At 71.5% G+C, this 19,656-nt stretch carries 16 protein-coding genes; 6 read left to right on the top strand and 10 right to left on the bottom strand.

Going from position 1 to position 19,656, the window contains the following annotated elements:
* Positions 1-7: 7 nt before the first annotated feature.
* Positions 8-793 carry an alpha/beta fold hydrolase gene (locus ACFY0K_RS18415; protein ID WP_390640719.1) on the bottom strand — a complete coding sequence of 262 codons (786 nt, stop codon included), beginning with the start codon at positions 791-793 and terminating at the stop codon, positions 8-10.
* A gap of 140 nt (positions 794-933) precedes the next feature.
* Here ACFY0K_RS18415 and ACFY0K_RS18410 point away from each other — a divergent pair, with 140 nt between their 5' ends.
* A complete protein-coding gene (locus tag ACFY0K_RS18410; RefSeq protein ID WP_390640718.1) occupies positions 934-1,674 on the top strand; it encodes a class I SAM-dependent methyltransferase in 741 nt (246 codons plus the stop codon).
* Positions 1,675-1,758: 84 nt separating this feature from the next.
* Here ACFY0K_RS18410 and typA read toward each other — a convergent pair whose 3' ends face one another.
* Together typA and ACFY0K_RS18400 are read right to left on the bottom strand one after the other, a co-directional pair.
* A complete protein-coding gene (gene typA / locus ACFY0K_RS18405; protein ID WP_351958013.1) occupies positions 1,759-3,666 on the bottom strand; it encodes a translational GTPase TypA in 1,908 nt (635 codons plus the stop codon).
* Between the two features lie 198 nt (positions 3,667-3,864).
* The gene (locus tag ACFY0K_RS18400) at positions 3,865-6,108 is read right to left on the bottom strand and encodes an ABC transporter family substrate-binding protein (RefSeq protein WP_390640717.1); all 2,244 of its coding nucleotides are present in this window, start codon (positions 6,106-6,108) and stop codon (positions 3,865-3,867) included.
* A 339-nt stretch (positions 6,109-6,447) separates the two neighbouring features.
* Between ACFY0K_RS18400 and ACFY0K_RS18395 the strand changes: the two genes are divergently transcribed.
* Genes ACFY0K_RS18395 through ACFY0K_RS18380 form a run of 4 tightly spaced genes read left to right on the top strand, consistent with a single transcriptional unit; the run spans position 6,448 to position 10,329 of the window.
* Positions 6,448-6,738, top strand: coding sequence for a hypothetical protein (locus ACFY0K_RS18395; protein ID WP_351958015.1), 291 nt, complete (start codon positions 6,448-6,450; stop codon positions 6,736-6,738).
* Between the two features lie 49 nt (positions 6,739-6,787).
* Positions 6,788-7,609 carry a hypothetical protein gene (locus tag ACFY0K_RS18390; protein ID WP_390640716.1) on the top strand — a complete coding sequence of 274 codons (822 nt, stop codon included), beginning with the start codon at positions 6,788-6,790 and terminating at the stop codon, positions 7,607-7,609.
* Positions 7,610-7,624: 15 nt separating this feature from the next.
* Entirely contained in the window at positions 7,625-9,556 is a 1,932-nt protein-coding gene (locus ACFY0K_RS18385; RefSeq protein WP_390640715.1) for a fumarate reductase/succinate dehydrogenase flavoprotein subunit, read from the top strand.
* Complete coding sequence (locus tag ACFY0K_RS18380) at positions 9,553-10,329, top strand: succinate dehydrogenase/fumarate reductase iron-sulfur subunit (RefSeq protein WP_351958018.1); 777 nt, start codon at positions 9,553-9,555, stop codon at positions 10,327-10,329. Before ACFY0K_RS18385 ends, ACFY0K_RS18380 begins: the two co-directional genes overlap by 4 nt.
* On the opposite strand, the gene ACFY0K_RS18375 is transcribed toward ACFY0K_RS18380, so the two are convergent.
* Together ACFY0K_RS18375 and ACFY0K_RS18370 are read right to left on the bottom strand one after the other, a co-directional pair.
* Positions 10,304-11,293, bottom strand: coding sequence for a phosphotransferase family protein (locus tag ACFY0K_RS18375; RefSeq protein ID WP_390640714.1), 990 nt, complete (start codon positions 11,291-11,293; stop codon positions 10,304-10,306). The two genes, ACFY0K_RS18380 and ACFY0K_RS18375, sit on opposite strands and share 26 nt — an antisense overlap.
* Complete coding sequence (locus ACFY0K_RS18370; RefSeq protein ID WP_390640713.1) at positions 11,290-12,618, bottom strand: hypothetical protein; 1,329 nt, start codon at positions 12,616-12,618, stop codon at positions 11,290-11,292. The genes ACFY0K_RS18375 and ACFY0K_RS18370 overlap by 4 nt, the downstream gene beginning before the upstream one ends.
* 82 nt (positions 12,619-12,700) lie before the next feature.
* On the opposite strand from ACFY0K_RS18370, the gene ACFY0K_RS18365 reads away from it, so the two are divergent.
* Positions 12,701-14,182, top strand: coding sequence for a hypothetical protein (locus tag ACFY0K_RS18365; protein ID WP_390640712.1), 1,482 nt, complete (start codon positions 12,701-12,703; stop codon positions 14,180-14,182).
* 189 nt (positions 14,183-14,371) lie between these two features.
* Here the strand turns inward: ACFY0K_RS18365 and ACFY0K_RS18360 are convergent, their stop codons facing one another.
* From ACFY0K_RS18360 to ACFY0K_RS18340, 5 genes are all read right to left on the bottom strand, one after another.
* A complete protein-coding gene (locus tag ACFY0K_RS18360) occupies positions 14,372-16,960 on the bottom strand; it encodes a SpoIIE family protein phosphatase (RefSeq protein ID WP_390640711.1) in 2,589 nt (862 codons plus the stop codon).
* A gap of 259 nt (positions 16,961-17,219) precedes the next feature.
* Entirely contained in the window at positions 17,220-17,627 is a 408-nt protein-coding gene (locus ACFY0K_RS18355) for an ATP-binding protein (protein ID WP_390640710.1), read from the bottom strand.
* A gap of 236 nt (positions 17,628-17,863) precedes the next feature.
* The gene (locus ACFY0K_RS18350) at positions 17,864-18,283 is read right to left on the bottom strand and encodes a (deoxy)nucleoside triphosphate pyrophosphohydrolase (protein ID WP_390640709.1); all 420 of its coding nucleotides are present in this window, start codon (positions 18,281-18,283) and stop codon (positions 17,864-17,866) included.
* A 21-nt stretch (positions 18,284-18,304) separates the two neighbouring features.
* Positions 18,305-18,502 carry an SPOR domain-containing protein gene (locus ACFY0K_RS18345; RefSeq protein ID WP_351958025.1) on the bottom strand — a complete coding sequence of 66 codons (198 nt, stop codon included), beginning with the start codon at positions 18,500-18,502 and terminating at the stop codon, positions 18,305-18,307.
* A gap of 326 nt (positions 18,503-18,828) precedes the next feature.
* On the bottom strand, positions 18,829-19,581 hold the full coding sequence (locus ACFY0K_RS18340) for a GntR family transcriptional regulator (protein ID WP_351958026.1): 753 nt from the start codon (positions 19,579-19,581) through the stop codon (positions 18,829-18,831).
* Positions 19,582-19,656: the final 75 nt, after the last annotated feature.

The following is a 19,656-nucleotide window of genomic DNA, read 5'->3' as shown; positions in this document are numbered from 1 at the left end:
ACACGTCCTAGCGGGCGAGGAACGGGTTGAGCGCCGCAGCGAGCGCGCTGGGCGCGTCCATGGCGACGAGGTGGGCTGCGGTCGCGAACTCGACGAAGGTGGCGTCCGGGATCTCCGCGGCATACCGGCGGGCGATGTCCTGGAAGTCGGCGACGTCGAGTTTACCGACACCCACCAGGGTGGGGACGGAGACAGCGGCAAGGTCGCCGGCCTCAGGACCCTGGGAGTATTGACCCACAATGGCCTGGTTCGACAGAGATCTCCTCAATGGACCGCGGAGCCGCTCGGCCAGCCCTTCGGCCACGTCGCCCCAGCCGCGAACCGGCCCGCGCAGCCACATGTCCAGGTTGATACGTACGGCGTCGTCCAGGTCACCCGCCTCCAGGGCCGCGGTCTCGGCCTCGTCGTAAGCGATCATGTCCGCGGACCACTGGTATCGCGGCCAGGGCGCGGAGAACATCGCGAGGGAGTGCACCCGGTCCGGGTGCGTGAGCGCGAAGTCCAAGGCCACCCGCCCACCCCAGGAGGCGCCCACCAGCCGGACCCGTTCGTGGCCGAGATGGTCCAGAAGGCCGCGGAGGTCGTCGGTCTCACGGAAGGCTCCGGTCGGGAGCGCGGACTCGCCGAAGCCGCGCAGGTCGTACCGGATCACGGTGTGCCGTTCGGCGAGAGCCGGCACGACCGCGTCCCACATGCGGTGGTCGGCGACGCCGGCGTGCACGAGCACGACGGGCGAACCGTCGCCGGCGATGTCGTAGGAAAGGTGTCCGAGGTCATCATTGAGCTTGAGCATGCAGGGATGGTCACAGAACGATCGCGCCCGGCCAACCGAGTTACCCGTGCTGTCACCCCCAATGCCCGTGAAGTTGAGAGGAGTTCATGAAGAGGGCCGTTCCCGACCGCCCGTTCAAGATCATGTGACACACTGCCGCGGTGGTCGATCATTCGTACGCGGATCTCTCACTCGCCGCGCTCTACGACAGCCTCAATCCCTGGGGGCCGGGTGACGACTTCTACCTGGACCTGGTGATGTCCGCCGGATCCGTGCTCGATGTCGGCTGCGGTACGGGACAGTTGCTGCGGCGGGCCCGCAGGGACGGCCACGGCGGGCGGCTCATGGGGCTCGATCCGGCCGCGGCGATGCTGGTGCAGGCCAGGCAGGGCGACCCCAATGTCGAGTGGGTGCTCGGCGATCTGCGCAGCCGCCTCTGGCACGGCCACGACTTCGACCTCGTCCTGATGACCGGTCACGTCTTCCAAGTTCTGCTCGGGGACGAGGAGTTGCGCAGAGCGCTGACCGCCGTACGCGGCGCTCTCTCCGCCACCGGCCGGTTCGTGTTCGAGACCCGGAACCCGACCGCCCGGGCCTGGGAGAACTGGACCCCCGACCGGATGCGCGAGGTGCCCGGCGCCGACGGCTCGGCCGTACGCGTCCGGTACGAGCTGCTCGGTCCTCCCGTCGGCGACCGCATCACCTTCACGGAGACTTTCGAAGGCCCCTCCTGGGACCGCCCCCGGGTCAGCAGGGCGACTCTGCGCTTCCTCGGGCCCGAACGCCTCGCCGACTTCCTCACCGAGGCCGGTCTCACCGTCGCCGAGCAGTACGGCGACTGGACCCGAGGGCCGGTCACCCCCGGCAGCCCCGAGATCATCACGGTCGCACGACCTGCCTGATCCTTCCCTTCCCGCAGGTTGCCGAAAGCCCGGGCACCCCATCATGGGGGCACCCGGGCTCCGATCTCCGGCGATCAGGCGCGATCAGCCGTGCTTGGCGCGGCTGGCGGCGCGCGCACGCTCGCGGGCGTCCAGGTTCACCTTGCGGATGCGAACGGCCTCCGGGGTCACCTCGACGCACTCGTCGTCACGGCAGAACTCCAGCGACTGCTCCAGCGACAGCTTGCGCGGCGGCACGATCGCCTCGAACGAGTCGGCCGACGAAGACCGCATGTTGGTGAGCTTCTTCTCCTTGGTGATGTTGACGTCCATGTCGTCGGAGCGGGAGTTCTCACCGACGATCATGCCCTCGTACACCTCGGTGCCGGGGTCCGTGAACAGCACGCCGCGCTCCTGGAGGTTCGTCATCGCGAAGGCGGTGACGGCTCCGGCGCGGTCGGCGACCAGCGAGCCGTTGTTACGGGTCTGCAGGGTGCCGAACCAGGGCTCGAAGCCCTCGTGGATCGAGTGACCGATGCCGGTACCACGGGTCTGGGTCAGGAACTCGGTCCGGAAGCCGATCAGACCGCGCGACGGCACCACGAACTCCATGCGGACCCAGCCGGACCCGTGGTTCGACATGTTGTCCATACGGCCCTTGCGGACGCCCATGAGCTGGGTGACCGCGCCCATGTGCTCCTCGGGCACGTCGATCGTCATGCGCTCGACGGGCTCGTACGTCTTGCCGTCGACGTCCTTGGTGACCACCTGAGGCTTGCCGATGGTCAGCTCGAAGCCCTCGCGGCGCATCTGCTCGACCAGGATGGCCAGCGCCAGCTCACCGCGGCCCTGCACCTCCCAGGCGTCGGGGCGCTCGGTGTCCAGGACCCGGAGGCTGACGTTACCGATCAGTTCGCGGTCGAGGCGGTCCTTGACCTGGCGGGCGGTGACCTTGCGGTCCTTGACGGCCGCCTTGTTGTCGGCGCCCTTGCCGGTGCCGCCACGGCCGACCAGCGGCGAGGTGTTGGTGCCGATGGTCATGGAGATCGCGGGCTCGTCCACCGTGATCAGCGGCAGCGGGATCGGGTTCTCGGTGTCGGCGAGGGTCTCACCGATCATGATGTCCGGGATACCGGCGACGGCACAGATGTCACCGGGACCGGCCTTCTCCGCGGGCTTGCGGGTCAGCGCCTCGGTCATCAGCAGCTCGGTGATGCGCACGTTGGACATCGTGCCGTCGCGCTTGATCCACGTGACGGTCTGGCCCTTGCGCAGCTCGCCCTGCTCGACGCGGAGCAGCGCGATACGGCCGAGGAAGTTGTCGGCGTCCAGGTTGGTGACGTGCGCCTGGAGCGGGGCCTCCTCGTCGTAGGTCGGGGCCGGGATGTGCTCCAGGATCGTGGAGAAGAACGGCTCCAGGCTGGTGGAGTCGGCCGGGACCGTGCCGTTCTCCGGCTTGGTCAGCGAGGCGATGCCGTCGCGGCCGCAGGCGTAGACGATCGGGAACTCGATCTGCTCCTCGTCCGCGTCCAGGTCGAGGAAGAGGTCGTACGTCTCGTTGACGACCTCGTCGATGCGGGAGTCCGGGCGGTCCGTCTTGTTGATGCACAGGATGACGGGCAGGCGCTGCTGGAGCGCCTTGCGCAGCACGAACCGGGTCTGCGGCAGCGGGCCCTCGGAGGCGTCGACGAGGAGCACCACACCGTCGACCATCGACAGACCGCGCTCGACCTCGCCGCCGAAGTCGGCGTGGCCGGGGGTGTCGATGATGTTGATGGTGATCGGTTCCCCGCCGTCCTTGGGGTGGTACTTCACCGCCGTGTTCTTGGCGAGGATCGTGATGCCCTTCTCACGCTCCAGGTCGTTCGAGTCCATCATGCGGTCGTCGACGCCTTCGAGCTGGTGCGCGGCGAACGCGCCGGCCTGCTTCAGCATGCCGTCGACGATGGTCGTCTTGCCGTGGTCGACGTGGGCGACGATGGCGACGTTGCGGATGTCGTGGCGCGTGGCCATAGTGCGGCGTACTCCCGGGGTGTTGAGAAGGCCCTCTGCGTACGTCCGTGTGACGCGGGCCTGCCGGGCTGAACACGCCACGGCCTCACCCCATGGTACGTGCACTCTCCAGCGGAGGCTCGCCGGGCCGACCCAAGGGGCGCGGGGAACTGCGCGACCAGCCCCCACGACCCGCACCCGACGACCGGCCGAACCGCCCTACCCCTTGCTCGGGCTCGGCGACACCTTCGCCCCCTTCTTCAGGAACCCCATGTCCTGGTACACCGGTGTCTGGAAGCCGAAGGCACCCACGTTCACCAGGTCCTTCCGGGCGCCCACGAGCTGCGGCCGCTGGTACAGCGGCAGCGACCCGGCCGACGCCCAGATCCTGGAGTCGGCCTTGCGCAGCAGCCCGTCCGCCTCGTCCTCGTCCAGCGTGCCCAGCGCCTGGTCGAAGAGCTGGTCCACCTGGTCGGTGCCGACCCGCGTGTAGTTCTGCTCGACGTTCAGGGAGCCGTCGGCCGCCACCACCGGCTTCGCGTAGATCGGCCGCGCGTCCGTCGCCGGGAACGCGGAGGACGGCCACGAGTACAGGGCGAGGTCGTACTGCCCGGCCGCGACGTGGTCCTTGAAGTAGCTGTCGTCGGAGACCTTGTGGATCTCGGTCGCGATGCCCACCCGGTCCAGCATCTGCGAGATCTGGCCGGCGACCGCCTGGAGGGTCTCCGAGCCCGGCCCCGAGGGCAGCACGAACCGCAGCGAGAGCGCCTTCCCGTCCTTGGCCAGCGGCCCGGCCGGCGCCCCCGCCCCCCTGGGTGCCGCCGTGCCCTTCGGCGCGTACGCACCGGGCGCCCCGTGGGCGTGGTCCTTCTGGTGGTCGCGGGTGTCCCTGTCGTCCGTGCCCTTGTCGTCCGGGCCCTTGTCGTCCTCGCCGACGATGTACTGCCCGTCGTGCCCGCCGTCCGACTCGTCGCCCTGCTCGCTGTCGTCCTTCTTCTTGTCGGCCTTCTCCCCGTCCTCGGCGCCGGCCGCCTTGCCGCCGGCCTTGACCGGGCCGCCGGCCACCCAGCCCGCGTCGGCGAGCAGGGCCTGCGCCTCGTGGGTGTCGAGGCCGCCGATCGCCCCGCTGCCGTCCGTGTAGGCGGCCTGCCCGGACAGGGCGACGTGGCTGCCGACCGGCACCGCGGGAAGCCCCAGCGGAGTGAGGACCAGCCTGGCGAGCGCCTGGCGGTCCAGGGCGCGGGCGACGGCCCGGCGCACCCGCTCGTCGGCGAGCGGGCCCTCGGAGCCGTTGAGGGCGAGCTGGGTGTAGGCGGGCTCCAGCGACTTGCGGACGCCGAAGTCGCGCAGCTCGTGCTGCTGCTCCAGCCACTTCGCGATGCTCCTGCGGAGCTTCTTCGGCCCCTTCGGCAGCTTCTCCTCGTCCATGCCGAGGGTCAGCGCCCAGGACCGCAGCTTCTTGGCCGAGGTCTTCCCGGCGCCCTGCAACGGCAGGCCGGTGCCCTTCTCGCGGCCGGCGACGGTGATCCGGTCGGCGTCGGCGACGTCGATGTCGGCGACGTCCACAGTGCCGTCGGCGAGCGCGGTGGCCCGCTTGGCCCGGTCCACCGCGTGCAGGTCGATCTCGTCGAGCTTGGCCGGGCGGCCCCACCAGCGCGGGTTGCGGGTGAGGACCACGTCCTTCTTGGCGGTGTCGACCTTGTCGACCCGGAAGGGGCCCGCGGTGACGGTGAGCTTGCGGCGGGCGCCGTCGTTGAAGGCGTCCGGGGTGCCCATGACGTCCTTCGGGTACAGCGGCGAGAACAGCGACTTCCAGTCGGCGTACGGCCGGTCGAAGGTGACCCGGACCTCCAGGTCGTTGGCTCCGCGCTCGATCTGGGCGATGCGGTCGTAGCCGGCGTTGCGGGCGGTCCAGTAGGCGGAGTCCTTGCCGGACAGGGCACGCCACTGGGCGGCGAAGTCGGCGGCGCCGATCTCCCGGCCGTCGCTCCAGACGGCCTGCTGGTTGAGCTTGTACAGGACGACCTGGCGGGGCTCGGTCTCGATGACCTTCGCGGACTCCAGGTAGTCGGGGTTGCGGACCGGCTTCCCGGTGGCGTCGATGGTGAACATCGACGGCAGGACGGCCTGGGCGACCCGGGTGGTGCCCGCGTCGGCGTCGGCCTGGAAGGTGTTGAGGGTCTCCGGTACGGCGTCCACGGCCATCTTCAGGGTGCCGCCCTCGGCGACCGCGTCCCGGGCGACCGGCACGATGTCCTGCCCGGCGAGCGGCTTGCTGGCCTCGTCGTCGGAGCCGCAGCCGGCGAGGAGGGGGACGGCGAGGGCGCCGGCGGCGAGGAAGGCGAGGCTTCGCTGGTAGCGCCGCGCTGTGCCGCCGTGGTGTGGCTGCGGGTCCGTGGGGGCTGGTCGCGCAGTTCCCCGCGCCCCTGACGGGGCGCTACGGCTGACGCCCTGGTGAGACATCTCTGCTTACCTCCGGGAGGCCCCTTGGGTGCGGTCTGTTCACATTTGGGGGTATTTTGGAGTTGATCACATGTACGTCAGAAGTACGGACCCCACTGAAATGGACGAGGTCCGTCGGCCGGGGACGACACGGCGGCCGGGGCTGCCAAAGGCCACCCGTGCGGCGCAATGCCGTGCTCTTTCCCGGCGCACACAGAGCGCGTGCGGGCGTGCGACGGAGGCGCGCAATCCGCCAATCGCTGCACATGGCTTCACATCGGCAGGTGTGACGCGCAACACTCGCAGGCGCATGAACGTTGCCGCCTTGGACACCGAAGTCCGCGGAAGTGAGGTCACGTCATGTCCGTGCACGACGACCTGACGTCAGTCCAGCGTTGCCTAGAAGACCTGAACCGGTCCGTCGGCCGCCTGGAGCAGCAGCTCGGGAGCGGCGGCCTGGAGATGCGCCGCGTCCGATCCGACGCCGATCACCTGCGCGAGAGCGTGGCACTGCTGCGGGAGGCGGCCAAGACCGGCTCCCCGGGCAAACGCCCCGAGCTCGTGACCATCTCCGACGACCCGTACGACATCAACCTGTGGACGGACACGGACGACGAGGGTCTCGGCGCCCGCGACCGGCACGCCCCCTAGGAGTGCCCGCCCGCAGGCCCCGACCCCCGAACCGACCGGAGTCATCCCCTTGGCCACTGGTACGGAACCACATCCGAACAGCGGCGGCGTACGCACCGGTACGCGCGCCGCGATCTCCGCCCCGCACCTGCGGACCGACCGCTGGTGGCTGGCGCCCGCCGTCACCGCGGCCGGTCTGTTCGCGTTCGTCGTCTACTCGACGTGGCGGGCCTTCTCGAACGCGCACTACTACTCGGCGCCGTACGTCTCGCCGTTCTACTCGCCCTGTCTGGCCGAGAACTGCAAGACCATGCCGTCCGGCCCGAACGCCGACGTCTTCGGCAGCTGGTGGGCGATCTCCCCGGCGATCATCATCCTGATCTTCCCGCTGGGGTTCCGCCTGACCTGCTACTACTACCGCAAGGCGTACTACCGCAGCTTCTGGGCGTCCCCGCCCGCCTGCGCGGTGGCCGAGCCGCACGCGAAGTACACCGGTGAGACCCGCTTCCCGCTGATCCTGCAGAACGTCCACCGGTACTTCTTCTACTTCGCCCTGCTGGTCGCCTGCGTGCTGACCTACGACACGGTGCTCTCCTTCCGGGACACCCACGAACGCTGGGGCCACATGGGCCTCGGCACCCTCGTCTTCGTGGTCAACATCGTGCTGATCTGGGCGTACACGCTGTCCTGCCACTCCTGCCGGCACATCGTCGGCGGCAAGCTCAAGCACTTCTCCAAACACCCCGTGCGCTACAAGGCATGGCAGTTCGTGGGCCGGCTCAACGCCCGGCACATGCTGCTCGCCTGGGCGTCGTTGGTGAGCGTGGCGCTCGCCGACTTCTACGTCTACCTGCTCGCGTCCGGTGTCTTCGACGATCCGCGACTCTTTTAGGGACAGGGGCTTGTGATGTCAGCGGTGGAGCGGCAGCAGTGGGACGTCGTGGTCGTCGGCGCCGGCGGGGCAGGCCTCCGCGCCGCGATCGAGGCGCGCGAGCGGGGCGCCCGTACGGCGGTGATCTGCAAGTCTCTGTTCGGCAAGGCGCACACGGTGATGGCCGAGGGCGGCATCGCGGCGGCCATGGCCAACGTCAACGAGCACGACAACTGGCAGGTGCACTTCCGCGACACCCTGCGCGGCGGCAAGTTCCTCAACCAGTGGCGGATGGCCGAACTGCACGCCAAGGAGGCCCCGGACCGGGTCTGGGAGCTGGAGACCTGGGGTGCCCTCTTCGACCGCACGAAGGACGGGAAGATCTCCCAGCGCAACTTCGGCGGCCACGAGTACCCGCGCCTCGCGCACGTCGGCGACCGCACGGGGCTCGAACTGATCCGGACCCTGCAGCAGAAGATCGTCTCGCTCCAGCAGGAGGACCACAAGGAGACCGGCGACTACGAGTCCCGGCTCAAGGTCTTCCAGGAGTGCACGGTCACCCGGATCCTCAAGGACGGTAGCCGGGTGTCGGGGGTCTTCGCGTACGAGCGGGAGACCGGGCGTTTCTTCGTCCTCGAAGCGCCCTCCGTCGTCGTCGCGACCGGGGGCATCGGCAAGTCCTTCAAAGTGACGTCGAACTCGTGGGAGTACACGGGCGACGGGCACGCGCTCGCCCTGCTGGCCGGGGCGCCGCTGCTCAACATGGAGTTCGTGCAGTTCCACCCGACCGGCATGGTCTGGCCGCCGTCGGTGAAGGGGATCCTGGTCACCGAGTCGGTGCGCGGCGACGGCGGGGTGCTGCGCAACTCCGAGGGCAAGCGGTTCATGTTCGACTACATCCCGGACGTCTTCAAGGAGAAGTACGCCGAGTCGGAGGAAGAGGGCGACCGGTGGTACGAGGACCCGGACAACAATCGGCGTCCTCCCGAGCTGCTCCCCCGCGACGAGGTCGCCCGTGCCATCAACTCCGAGGTGAAGGCGGGCCGCGGCTCCCCGCACGGCGGGGTCTTCCTGGACGTGTCGACGCGGATGCCGGCCGAGGTGATCCGGCGCCGGCTGCCGTCCATGTACCACCAGTTCAAGGAGCTGGCGGACGTCGACATCACCGCGGAGGCGATGGAGGTCGGGCCGACCTGCCACTACGTGATGGGCGGGGTCGCGGTGGACTCCGACACCGCCGCCGCCCGCGGCGTACCGGGGCTGTTCGCGGCCGGTGAGGTGGCCGGCGGCATGCACGGCTCCAACCGGCTCGGCGGCAACTCGCTCTCCGACCTGCTGGTCTTCGGGCGCCGGGCGGGCTGGCACGCGGCCGATTACGCGGCGGACCTGGACGAGCGGCCGGCGGTGGACGACGCGCAGATCGACGCGGCGGCGGCCGAGGCGCTGCGGCCCTTCTCCGCCGAGGGCCAGGAACCGGACTCCGGCCCGCCGGAGAACCCGTACACCCTCCACCAGGCGCTCCAGCAGTCGATGAACGACCTGGTCGGCATCATCCGCCGGGAGGGCGAGATGGAGCAGGCCCTGGAGAAGCTCGCCGAGCTGCGGGTGCGGGCGCGCCGGGCCGGAGTGGAGGGGCACCGGCAGTTCAACCCCGGCTGGCACCTCGCCCTGGACCTCAGGAACATGCTGCTGGTCAGCGAGTGCGTGGCCCGGGCGGCCCTTGAGCGCACCGAGTCGCGCGGCGGCCACACCCGTGAGGACCATCCGGTCATGGACCGCCGCTGGCGCCCCGTCAACCTGCTCTGCCGGCTGGCCGACCCCACCGGCTCACTGGCCGCCACCGACCCGGAGCGCGGCCAGATCGACCTCACCCGCGAGACCACCGACCCCATCCGAGCCGACCTGCTCGCCCTCTTCGAGAAGGAGGAGCTGGTCAAGTACCTCGCCGAAGAGGAGCTGTACGAATGAGCGGCTACACGGCCCACTTCCGGGTGTGGCGGGGCGACGTCGAGGGCGGCGGCCTGGAGGACTTCAAGGTCGAGGTGAACGACGGTGAGGTGGTCCTCGACATCATCCACCGCATCCAGGCCACCCAGGCCGCCGACCTGGCCGTCCGCTGGAACTGCAAGGCGGGCAAGTGCGGTTCGTGCTCGGCGGAGATCAACGGCCGCCCGCGCCTGATGTGCATGACCCGGATGTCCGTCTTCGAGCAGGACGAGACCATCACGGTCACCCCGCTGCGGGCCTTCCCGGTGATCCGCGACCTGGTCACGGACGTCGGCTTCAACTACCAGAAGGCCAGGGAGGTCCCGTCCTTCGTGCCGCCCGCGGGGGTCGGCCCCGGCGAGTACCGCATGTACCAGGAGGACGTGGACCGCTCGCAGGAGTTCCGCAAGTGCATCGAGTGCTTCCTGTGCCAGGACACCTGCCACGTCGTGCGCGACCACGAGGAGAACAAGACGGCCTTCGCCGGCCCGCGTTTCCTCATGCGCGTCGCCGAACTGGACATGCACCCGCTGGACGCTGCGGAGGCCTCCGGCCTGGACCGCAAGCGCACGGCCCAGGACGAACACGGCCTCGGTTACTGCAACATCACCAAGTGCTGCACGGAGGTCTGCCCGGAGGGCATCCACATCACCGACAACGCCCTGATCCCCCTGAAGGAGCGGGCGGTCGACCGCAAGTACGACCCCCTCGTCTGGCTCGGATCGAAGATCAGGAGGCGCCCCGCAGGAGGCTGAGCACCTGCCGCAGGTTGGACTCGGCGATGTCCCGCATCGGTTCGCGCTCCGGGAAGTCGCCGTCCAGCAGCCGGAGCGGGCCGGCGACCAGGTTGAGGTGCATCGCGAGCCGGTACAGCGCCATGCGGTCCTCGTCGAGGTCGGCGGTGCGCAGCACGTCGTAGGCGGGCCCGAAGCGGTGCTGGAGGAAGGCGTGCTCCCATTCGGCGTCGAAGTACATCAGGCCTTCGACGTCGATGAGCGCGGGATCTCCGTCCTCGGTCACCAGGACGTGGTCGGGGCCGAGTTCACCGTGCACGAGGGAGGCGTGGTCGCGCGGTTCGACCGCGTCGTAGAGCTCGTGCACCCGCTCGGTCAGCGCCTGCCGCGCCTCGCGCACCCGGGGATCCCGCTCGGCCACCTCCGCGATGTCGCGCATCGCGCGGTCCGCGACGACCTGTTCGCAGGAGCTGCCGAGCGGCTTCCCGCCCTCCTCCACCAGGGCGGCCTTCCCGTACCCGGCGGCGACGTGCGCGCGGAGCACGCCGAGCGTCCCCGCCAGCCGGGACAGCGGCACCCGTGCGGCGCCCGGGTCGCTGCGCAGCAGCACCTCCAGGCTGCCGCCGCGGACGTCCTCGACGACCGCGGCGAAGGCGGTCAGGTGCGCTGCGTCCTCGTCGGCGAACAGCAGGCGCGGGGTACGCACGCCGAGTTCGGTCAGCAGGTCGTGGGCGGACAGGAAGAGCCCGAGGCCGGAGGCGTGCGCGAAGGGGTCGCGGATGTCGGCGTCGGCGGGCCCCCAGTAGTCCTCCTCCGGGGACCAGACGTACGCGATCGCGCTCCGGCCGTTGTCGAGGGCGAGCCGGTAGACGCCTTTCTTGCTCCCTCCGCGCAGCCGGGTGACGGCCGCGGGGGCACGGCCGAGGGCCTCGCGGGACAGCGACGCGAGGTCGTCACGGGTGAGGTGGGCACGAGCGGTTGTCATGACGTACGAACCCAGTCCTTCCGGTAAGAGGTCCAGTCATCCTCGGTGGCGGCGAAGTCGACGTACAGGGCGACGCCGAAGGTAGCGCGATCCGGGTCCGTCCGTGACAGTCCCAGCCGAACCCCGCGCACGGCGGCCGGCACGGTCTCCGCGTGCGCCCAGTGCCCGAACCGGTTCTCGTGGTAGAAGGGCAGCCCCATGAGCAGATCGGTGTCCGCCGGTGTGACCTCCAGCGCGAGGCTGGTCTGCTGCGCGACGTACCCGCCGTACAGGCTCTGCAGCGGCTGCATGGTGTCGTACGACATGACCGCGATCTGGTCCACGCGACGGGCGACCTGTCCGAAATATTCCTGCGACCACCATTTCGGATGACCGGTGACGGTACCCCAGAAGGAGTGAAACGCCGGCAGCGGATCGATCTGGTGTGCGGCGACGGAGAGCAGTGGGGTGGCGGGGCGCAGGGCGTCGAGGAGGGCGAGGTAGTTCCGGTCGCCGGAGTGCAGGGGCTCCAGGTCGAAGTGGACCCCGTCGAACCCGGCACGGACGACCTGCCGGGCTGACTTGACCACAGCGTCCCGCGTCGCCTTCTTCTCCAGGTGCATGGCGTCCGGCTTCTCGGGCGCGAGCTCGTCGCCGAGCCAGGCCTGCACCCGTACGCCGGGGAGTTTTCGATGCACGGCCGTTATCAGCCAGCGGGCCTTGGGACAGGCCGATGTGGGCAGCGTGCCGTTGTGTTCCAGCGGTCCGGCATGGACGTAGAGGTCGCGAATGCCGGTGCCCGCGAGCCGGGCGGCGAGTGCGGTGACGTCGGCGTCGGTCCTACGGCCGTCGACCCACGCGTGACCGAGCCAGAGGGCGTCCCGGTTCCGGCTGTACGTACCGGCCTTCGGGTCGCCGGCGTAGTTGATGCGGAGGGCGGTCTCGGCGATGAGGAGGGGGAGCAGCAGGAGGGCGAGGACGCGCAGCGTCCATCTGACGGCTTTCGCTTTCCCGCCCGCCCGACCCGGGCGGCTCTCGTCTTTTTCGGGTGCGGGTGGACCTTGGGGGGGTTCGGAAGCGCCGGCGGCTGCGGGCGAGACGGGCGGGGGGTTCGGGTCGTCGGCGACTGCGGGTGGTGGCGGGGCGTCGGTGGGGGCGGGTGGAGTCGGCGGGAGGGGTGGTGCGTCGGCGACCGGGGGCGGTGCCTGGGCCGGGTCCGGGCCGTCGGTGGACGGTGGGGAAAGCCGAGCGGGTTCCGGTTCGTCGGCAGGTGTGGGTGGTCGTGTCGCGGAGGTCGGGGCTGTGGCGGGAGTCGGGTCGTTCTCCTGGTTCGGGCTCCGTTCCATGTTCTGTCCGCCTTTTCTCGTCGTCCCCCGGCTGTCTCCGCCCCGGTCGCGGAGGGGACTGGCTGCCCATACCCTCCGAAATGTGACGTCATCCTTGATCCGGGGTCGGCCGAGGCATGCCACGGGGCACATAGCCGTGCGGGTGGGGCATGCGGTGCTGGGCGGGGTGGCCGGGGTGGTCTGGCTGGTGTTGCCGGTGATGACGAGCGTCACTCAAGATCCGGTTCCCGTGGCGGGCGGCGTGACGGCTTCCGCGGCCCAGGCGGCGGACGGGGCGTCGGCGACCGATTACGTCCTGCCGCTCGTCGTCGTGGCGGCGGCCGGCGCGCTGGGCGGCTACGGCTACGTACGACGGATACGGCGGGCCCGCTCGCGCACCACACCGGGGGTCCTCTCCCCGGCCCCGCCGATGCAGGCGCCCGCCGATGCCGAGCGGCAGGCCCGGGCCGCCCTGGTCCTCGCCGACGACTGCGTCCGCACCAGCCGCGAGGCCCTCGGGTACGTCGAAGGGGCCGCGTCCGCGGCGCGCGCCCTGCGGGTGGCCGAGACCGAGTTGTCGGCCGCGTTCGCGATATGGCGGCGGTACGAGGAGGGGGTGCCGGGGGACGACGCCGGGCGGCGCCAGGCACTGGTGGGCGTGGTCGGGCGGTGCGCGGAGGCGGGGCGGCAACTGGACGCGGAGGCGCCGGGGTTCGACGCCGAGTGGGACGCGGGGGACGCGCTGGCCGTGGCCGAGAGGCGGTTCCGGCAGCTGGCGGGACGGACCGGCGGGGTGGCGGCGGCGCTGGCCGGGGCGGGCGAGCGGTACGGCGCGGCCGCGGTCGCCTCCGTCGTCGGTCACGTCGAACAGGCCAAGGACCGGCTGGTGTTCGCGACCTCGCGGCTCAACCAGGCCCGCCAGGCCGCCGATTCGGGCGACGGTGACGGGTTCAGGCGGGATGTGCGGGCCGCCGAGGGGGCCGTGGCGCAGGCCGGGCTGCTGCTGGGCGGGGTGGAGCGGCTGGCGGAGGAGCTGCGGACGGCGGCGGGGCTGGTGCCGGCCGCCCTCACGGGTGCCGAGGCCGAGCTGGCGGCGCTGCGGGGGACGGCGTCGCCGCCGCGGCTGGCCCACGCGGACGCCGTGCTGGCCGGTGTGCGGGGCGAGGTGACCGGCGGGTCCTACGACACGGTGGACGCCCTGCGCCGGGTCGTGCGGGCGGTGGAGGGGACGGGGGGCGGGCGGGCCGGGGTGATCGCGGCGGGGGCGGAGCTGGTGGCGCGCAGTGCGCTGGGGGCGGCGGACGACTTCGTGGGGACGCACCGGGCGGCGGTGGGGGCGGAGGCGCGGACACTGCTGGCCGCGGCGGGGCGGGCCGCGCCCGCGGACGCCGACAGGCTCGCCCGGAAGGCGCGGGAGCTGGCGGAGCGGGATGTGCGGGCGCACGGGAACCCGTTCGCCGGGGAGGCCGCGCACGGGAGTGGGGTGGCCGGTGTGGTGCTCGGGGGTGTGCTGCTGGGTGAGGAGGCGGACGGGGGGCCGGTGGTGGCGTTCGGGGGGCCGGAGAGCAGGGGGCGGTTGGGGTAGCGCGTCAGGGGGTGCGGCGGATCGTCGCCGGGCGGCTGCGGGTGCGTGGGGGCCTGTCGCGCAGTTCCCCGCGCCCCTTTGGGGCGCGTGGTTGCGGACGCCGGCTGTAGCGCCCCGCAAGGGGCGCGGGGAACTGCGCGACCAGCCCCCACCGCGCCGCACCGAACGACCGGCCCGAACCACCCCTTCTCAGAACAGGCTGAGCAAAGCCTCCGCAGGGTCGGTCAGGCCCGTCTCGCCGTCCGGGAGCGGGAGTTCGAACCACACCGTCTTCCCGCGCGGCGTCCGGCGCGAGCCCCACGCCGCGCTGAGCAGGCCGACCAGTTGCAGTCCACGCCCGCCCTCGTCGGTGTCCCGGGCGCGGCGGCGCCTCGGCTGGACCAGGCCGGAGTCCCAGACCTCGCAGACCAGGGTCCGGTCGAGGAGGAGGCGGAGCCTTATCTCGCCCTCGCCGTACCGCAGCGCGTTGGTGACGAGTTCGCTGACCAGGAGTTCCGTGGTGTCGACCAGCGGCTCCAGGTCCCAGGCGAGGAGCTGGCCGCGCGCGTACTCGCGGGCGCGGCCCACGCTGCGGGGCTCGCGCGGGAGTGTCCAGTCGCCGACGGAGTCGGCCGGCAGTCCCTGTACACGTGCCATCAGCAACGCGATGTCGTCCTCGCCGTGATGCGTGTCGAGGGTGCTGAGGACGTGGTCGCAGACGTCCTCCAGGGGCTGGGCGGGGTCCGTGAGGGCCCCTACGAACGCCTGGAGGCCCTCGTCGAGGGGGTGGTCGCGGGACTCGACCAGGCCGTCGGTGTAGAGCGCCAGCAGCGCACCCTCGGGGAGTTCGACCTCGACCTCCTCGAAGGGCTCGCCGCCGACACCGAGCGGCATGCCGGGCGGCACGTCGAGCATCAGGGCGGCCTCGCCCGGTTCCACCAGGACGGGCGGCAGGTGGCCGGCGTTGGCGAACGTACAGCGCCTGGTGACGGAGTCGTAGACGGCGTACACACACGTGGCGAGGTAGACCTCGGAGAGGTCGGCGTCGCGGGGCTGGCGGGCCGTGCGGGTGGCCTGCTGGACCCCGCCGGGGGTGCCGAGGCCGCGGGCGATCTCGTCCAGCGCCGAGAGGACCTCGGCCGGTTCGAGGTCGAGCAGGGCCAGCGTACGGACCGCGGTGCGGAGTTCACCCATCGCGACCGCCGCGCGTAGACCCCGGCCCATCACGTCCCCCACCACCAGCGCCGTGCGGTGGCCGGGGAGCTCTATGACGTCGAACCAGTCGCCGCCGACCTCGGTGGCCGCGTTGCCGGGGAGGTAACGGCAGGCGATGTCCAGGCCCGAGGCCTCGGGGTCGCCGGGCGGGAGCAGGGACCGTTGCAGTATCAGCGCGCGTTCGTGCTCGCGCCGGTAGAGGCGGGCGTTGTCGATGCAGACGGCGGCGCGGGCGGCCAGCTCCACGGCGAGTTCCCGGTCGCGGTCGCCGAACGGCTCGCTGCCCTTGGTGCGGGCGAACTGGGCGAGGCCGACGACCGTGTCGTGGGCGACCATGGGCACGGCCAGCGTGGACTGGACGAGACCGCCCTCCGCCGCCGGCACGTGCTGCGGGCGGGCCGTGCGCAGGGCGTCCGCGCACGGGGAGTTGAAGGGGTAGTGGTGCACCGCGCCGACGGCGACCGGGACGCCGTCGCCCACGAAGGGCGCGTCGGAGACCGCGCTGGCGAAGGCGACCCGGCGCAGTTCGGCGCTGCCGTCGGCGAGTCCGGGCGGGGTCTCGTCGCCGGCCAGCAGGCCCTGGTAGAGGTCGACGGTTGCGAGGTCGCAGAAGCCGGGCACCACCACGTCGAGGAGTTCGCGGGCGGTGGTCTCCAGGTCCAGCGAGTTGCCGATGCGGGCGCCGGCCTCGTTGAGGAGGGCGAGGTTGCGGCGGGCCGCGGCGGCCTCGCGGGCGGCGGCGCGGCGGGCGGTGATGTCGAGGCCGAGCCAGGCGATGCCGATGGGGCGGCCGGTGCCGCTGTGCACCCGGTAGAGGTTGATGGACCAGTGCCGGCGCTCCTCGGAGCCCGGGACGAAGCCCGTGACGTGCATGTCGGTGATGGAGTTGCCGGTCTCCAGGACCCGGCGCAGGGTGGCCGCGACCCGCTCGGCCTCGGAGCGCGGGAGGTAGTCGTGGACGCCCTTGCCGCGGTGGTCCTCGGGGGTGCCGCCGAAGATGGAGGAGAACCGCACGTTGGCGCGGCGGATCCTGAGGTCGGTGTCGATCAGCAGGAAGCCGAACGGAGATTGACCGAATATCGACTGCGAGGCCGCCAGGTCGGTCTCGATGCTGCGCAGGGTGCGGACGTCGACGACGATGCACACGGCCGCGTTCTCGCCCTCGGCGGTGCGGGTGGGCATGACGTAGACCTCGGCGATGCCCTCCTCGCCGCGCCCGCCGTCCGCCTTGTCGGGCATCCGGAACGGGACGACGCCGGTCCACTCCCGGCCGTCCAGGATCTCGGCCATCTTCCGCTGGCCACGCTCGCGCAGGTCCGGGTCGACGAACGCCTCTATGGGGTCCATGCCGACGGCGCGGTCGGCCGGGATGCCGAAGAGCTGCTCGGCGCGCAGGCTCCACTGGTCGACCAGGCCGCCGGCGCCGATGGAGAACGAGGCGACCTTGATGTAGTCGTAGATCGAGCCGGGCGGGCTGCTCTGCCACACGGCGTCGCCGGGGGCCGCGGCTGTCTCCGCGGTCCCCGCCCTCGCGCCGTCCGACGGGTCCTCGGACTCCGTGGCCTTAGCTGGTATCTCGCTCACGCGAACCGTCCCCTCCAGCTCACCGCGTCCGGCACCGGTCACCGGGTGCGGCTGCCCGCAGTATCCAGCACTACGGTGCCGCCTGACACGGTGTTCACGATCACAGCACGGTCCAGACGATTTCCGGACCGGACCGTGACAACACTTCCAGTCTTCTAACCAGGGAACACGCCGTCGAATCACGTACTCCGGCACACGTTGATCGGCCACTCCCGCGGGTGGACGCGGTAGCACTGCGTGTACACCCCGTTCACCCCGTTCACCCTGGTACGGCCAGCTCGAACCAGACCGTCTTTCCGTTGTCCCCCGGACGGGTACCCCAGCTGCGCGAGGAACCCGCGACCAGCTGGAGTCCGCGGCCGCTCTCGTCGTCGGGGCCCGCGGCGCGCTCGCGCGGCGGGTCCGGGAGCGGGTCGGAGACCTCGACGCGCAGGGTGTCGCCGAGCTCCGGGGGGCGGACGAGGCGGACGCCGATGGGGCCGGTGGCGTGCCGCAGCGAGTTGGTGACCAGCTCGCTGACCAGCAGGGCGGCGAGATCGGCGACGCCGTCCAGGCCCCAGCCGCGCAGTCTGTCCCCGACCGCGGTCCGGGCGGTGCGCACGGCGCCCGGTTCCGCGGGAAAGGTCCACTCGACGGTGTCACCTTCGGTGTCGATCACACCGATCACTTCCCAGTCGCTTCCCCGGCTGCGAGCCCGGCACTGTCCGCTTTCGTGGGGTTAATGGGCACATACCCGGTTACCTGGGGGCAGTACCGCAGGAGAGGGCGCACTGTGGTGCGAAGGGCGAAGGGGGGTGTGCGCCTACGAGCTCGGGGAGCGCGGGTGCCGGGCGGGTGCGACGCCGCGGGGGCTGGTCGCGCAGTTCCTCCCCCAGCCTTCGGCCGGGGGTACCCGCAGCGCCCCTATGCGTCGGGGCTGCGCCCCGGGCTCAAGACGGCGGCGACCTCACGCACCGCCGGCACGTCCTGGTCCAGCCAGTTGACGTCCCAGATCTCGGCCGGGGTGAGCCAGCGCAGCTCGTCGTGGTCCTGGAGGGGCCCGGGTTGCGGGGAACCGGGGTGGAGGCGGGCGGTCCACACCTGGAGGACGTACGGGGCGCGCAGTGGCCACTCCCCCGGCACCCGCGTCAGCGCCTCCGCCTCGACGCCCAACTCCTCGTGCAGCTCGCGGACGAGCGCGTGTTCGGGGGTCTCATCGGGCTCGACCTTGCCGCCGGGCAGCTCCCAGCGGCCGGCCAGCTCGGGGGGCGCGCTGCGGCGGGCCGCGAGGAGGCGGCCGGTGTCGAGCAGGGCGGCTCCGACCACCACGATCCGTTCGCTCATGGGCCGGAGCCTACGGGAGCGTCAGTTCCGGGTGGCCGCGTCCCCGTTGCTGTGGCCGATGCGCTCGACCCAGTAGAGCTGCTTGTGCCCGCGGTCGTCGAGACTGTCGGCGATCTTCTGCGCCTCGGCCCGGGTCGCGTACCGGCCGACGCGGTAGCGATTGCCGTTGTCGTCCTGCCGTATGACGAGCCAGGGGAGAGAGACCGTGCCTTCCGTCATCGCGCCCCTCCGCATCTCCCGGCTCCCGTCCATCCCCGCCCCACTAAGGAAACCGCACTCCGCATATGCCCGAGCGTACGCCTAACCTTTACGCAGCGAATACGCCTTTTCACAAAGAGGTACGCAACCAGCCAGAACGGTGGGGGCGCACGACAACGAATGCGCCGTTCGCGCGCCCCGCACTTCGGGTCGCAGGCACGCCAGGACAGCCGGGCCACCTGGGAGAACGGCCGGATTCCGGCGCCCGGCACCGGTGGGGACCTGGATCGTGAAGACGTCAACCCTCCCGAGGGTGTGCGCTACTTCACGGAGAGGTGGTACGCCCGCTACCGCACCGGCAGGTGGTAGGAGGCCCGGTAGCGGTCGGCGGGGATGACGACGTCCGCGGTCTCCACCGGGCGGCCGGAGGCGTAGTACGTCCGCTGGATCACCAGGACGACATGGCCGGGGACCCCGCCCAGGGTGAGCAGTTCCTCGGCGAGGCCGGGGCGGGCACCGACCTCCTCGGTGACGTTGTCCACGACGACGTCGATCGCGCGCATCCGCTCGACCACGCCCATCCCGCCGAGCGGGCCCTCCTCGGGCAGCATCACCGGGGTGCGGCCGGTGACGGCGAGGGGCTCCCAGGAGGTGGAGAGCATCATCGGCTCGCCCGCGTCCCGGAACAGGTAGCGGGTGCGCATCACGCGGTCGCCGACGTGGATGCCGAGCCGGTCGGCGATCGCGGCGCCCGCCCCGGTCTGCTCGCTGCTGGACTCCCAGGTGCCGCGCGCCGCCGCGTCGGACTGCTCCTGCCGGAACGGGGTGGCGCCGCCGGCCGGGCGGTACCCGGAACGGGCCACCCGCCGGGGCACGGGCCGCTCGCGCACATAGGTCCCGGAGCCGGACCGGCCCTCGACCAGCCCCTCGGCCATCAGCACCTTGCGGGCCTCCAGGGCGACCGTGTCCGAGACGCCGTACTCCTCGCGGATGCGGGCCTGCGAGGGCAGCCGGGTGTGGGGCGGCAGCGAACCGTCGACGATCTTCTTGCGGAGATCACCCGCGACACGCAGATACGCCGGCTGCTCACCGAAAGTCACTGGCCGCTCCCATCAGGTTGTACAGACAGCAACAGCGTGGCAACCGTGGGTTGAGCCGTGCAAGCAAAGGCCAGA

Source organism: Streptomyces sp. NPDC001507 (assembly GCF_042894765.1).
In the GTDB taxonomy this organism is placed as follows: domain Bacteria; phylum Actinomycetota; class Actinomycetes; order Streptomycetales; family Streptomycetaceae; genus Streptomyces.
The sequence above is the reverse complement of the archived record's forward strand: the minus strand, read 5'-3'. Positions and strand labels throughout refer to the sequence as shown.

Bases quoted from the DNA above. Each gene is read 5' to 3' on its own strand.
- ACFY0K_RS18415 (WP_390640719.1), bottom strand. From the start codon at position 793: ATGCTCAAGCTCAATGATGACCTCGGACACCTTTCCTACGACATCGCC.
- ACFY0K_RS18395 (WP_351958015.1), top strand. From the start codon at position 6,448: ATGTCCGTGCACGACGACCTGACGTCAGTCCAGCGTTGCCTAGAAGAC.
- ACFY0K_RS18400 (WP_390640717.1), bottom strand. From the start codon at position 6,108: ATGTCTCACCAGGGCGTCAGCCGTAGCGCCCCGTCAGGGGCGCGGGGA.
- typA (WP_351958013.1), bottom strand. From the start codon at position 3,666: ATGGCCACGCGCCACGACATCCGCAACGTCGCCATCGTCGCCCACGTC.
- ACFY0K_RS18385 (WP_390640715.1), top strand. From the start codon at position 7,625: ATGTCAGCGGTGGAGCGGCAGCAGTGGGACGTCGTGGTCGTCGGCGCC.
- ACFY0K_RS18380 (WP_351958018.1), top strand. From the start codon at position 9,553: ATGAGCGGCTACACGGCCCACTTCCGGGTGTGGCGGGGCGACGTCGAG.
- ACFY0K_RS18370 (WP_390640713.1), bottom strand. From the start codon at position 12,618: ATGGAACGGAGCCCGAACCAGGAGAACGACCCGACTCCCGCCACAGCC.
- ACFY0K_RS18375 (WP_390640714.1), bottom strand. From the start codon at position 11,293: ATGACAACCGCTCGTGCCCACCTCACCCGTGACGACCTCGCGTCGCTG.
- ACFY0K_RS18345 (WP_351958025.1), bottom strand. From the start codon at position 18,502: ATGACGGAAGGCACGGTCTCTCTCCCCTGGCTCGTCATACGGCAGGAC.
- ACFY0K_RS18350 (WP_390640709.1), bottom strand. From the start codon at position 18,283: ATGAGCGAACGGATCGTGGTGGTCGGAGCCGCCCTGCTCGACACCGGC.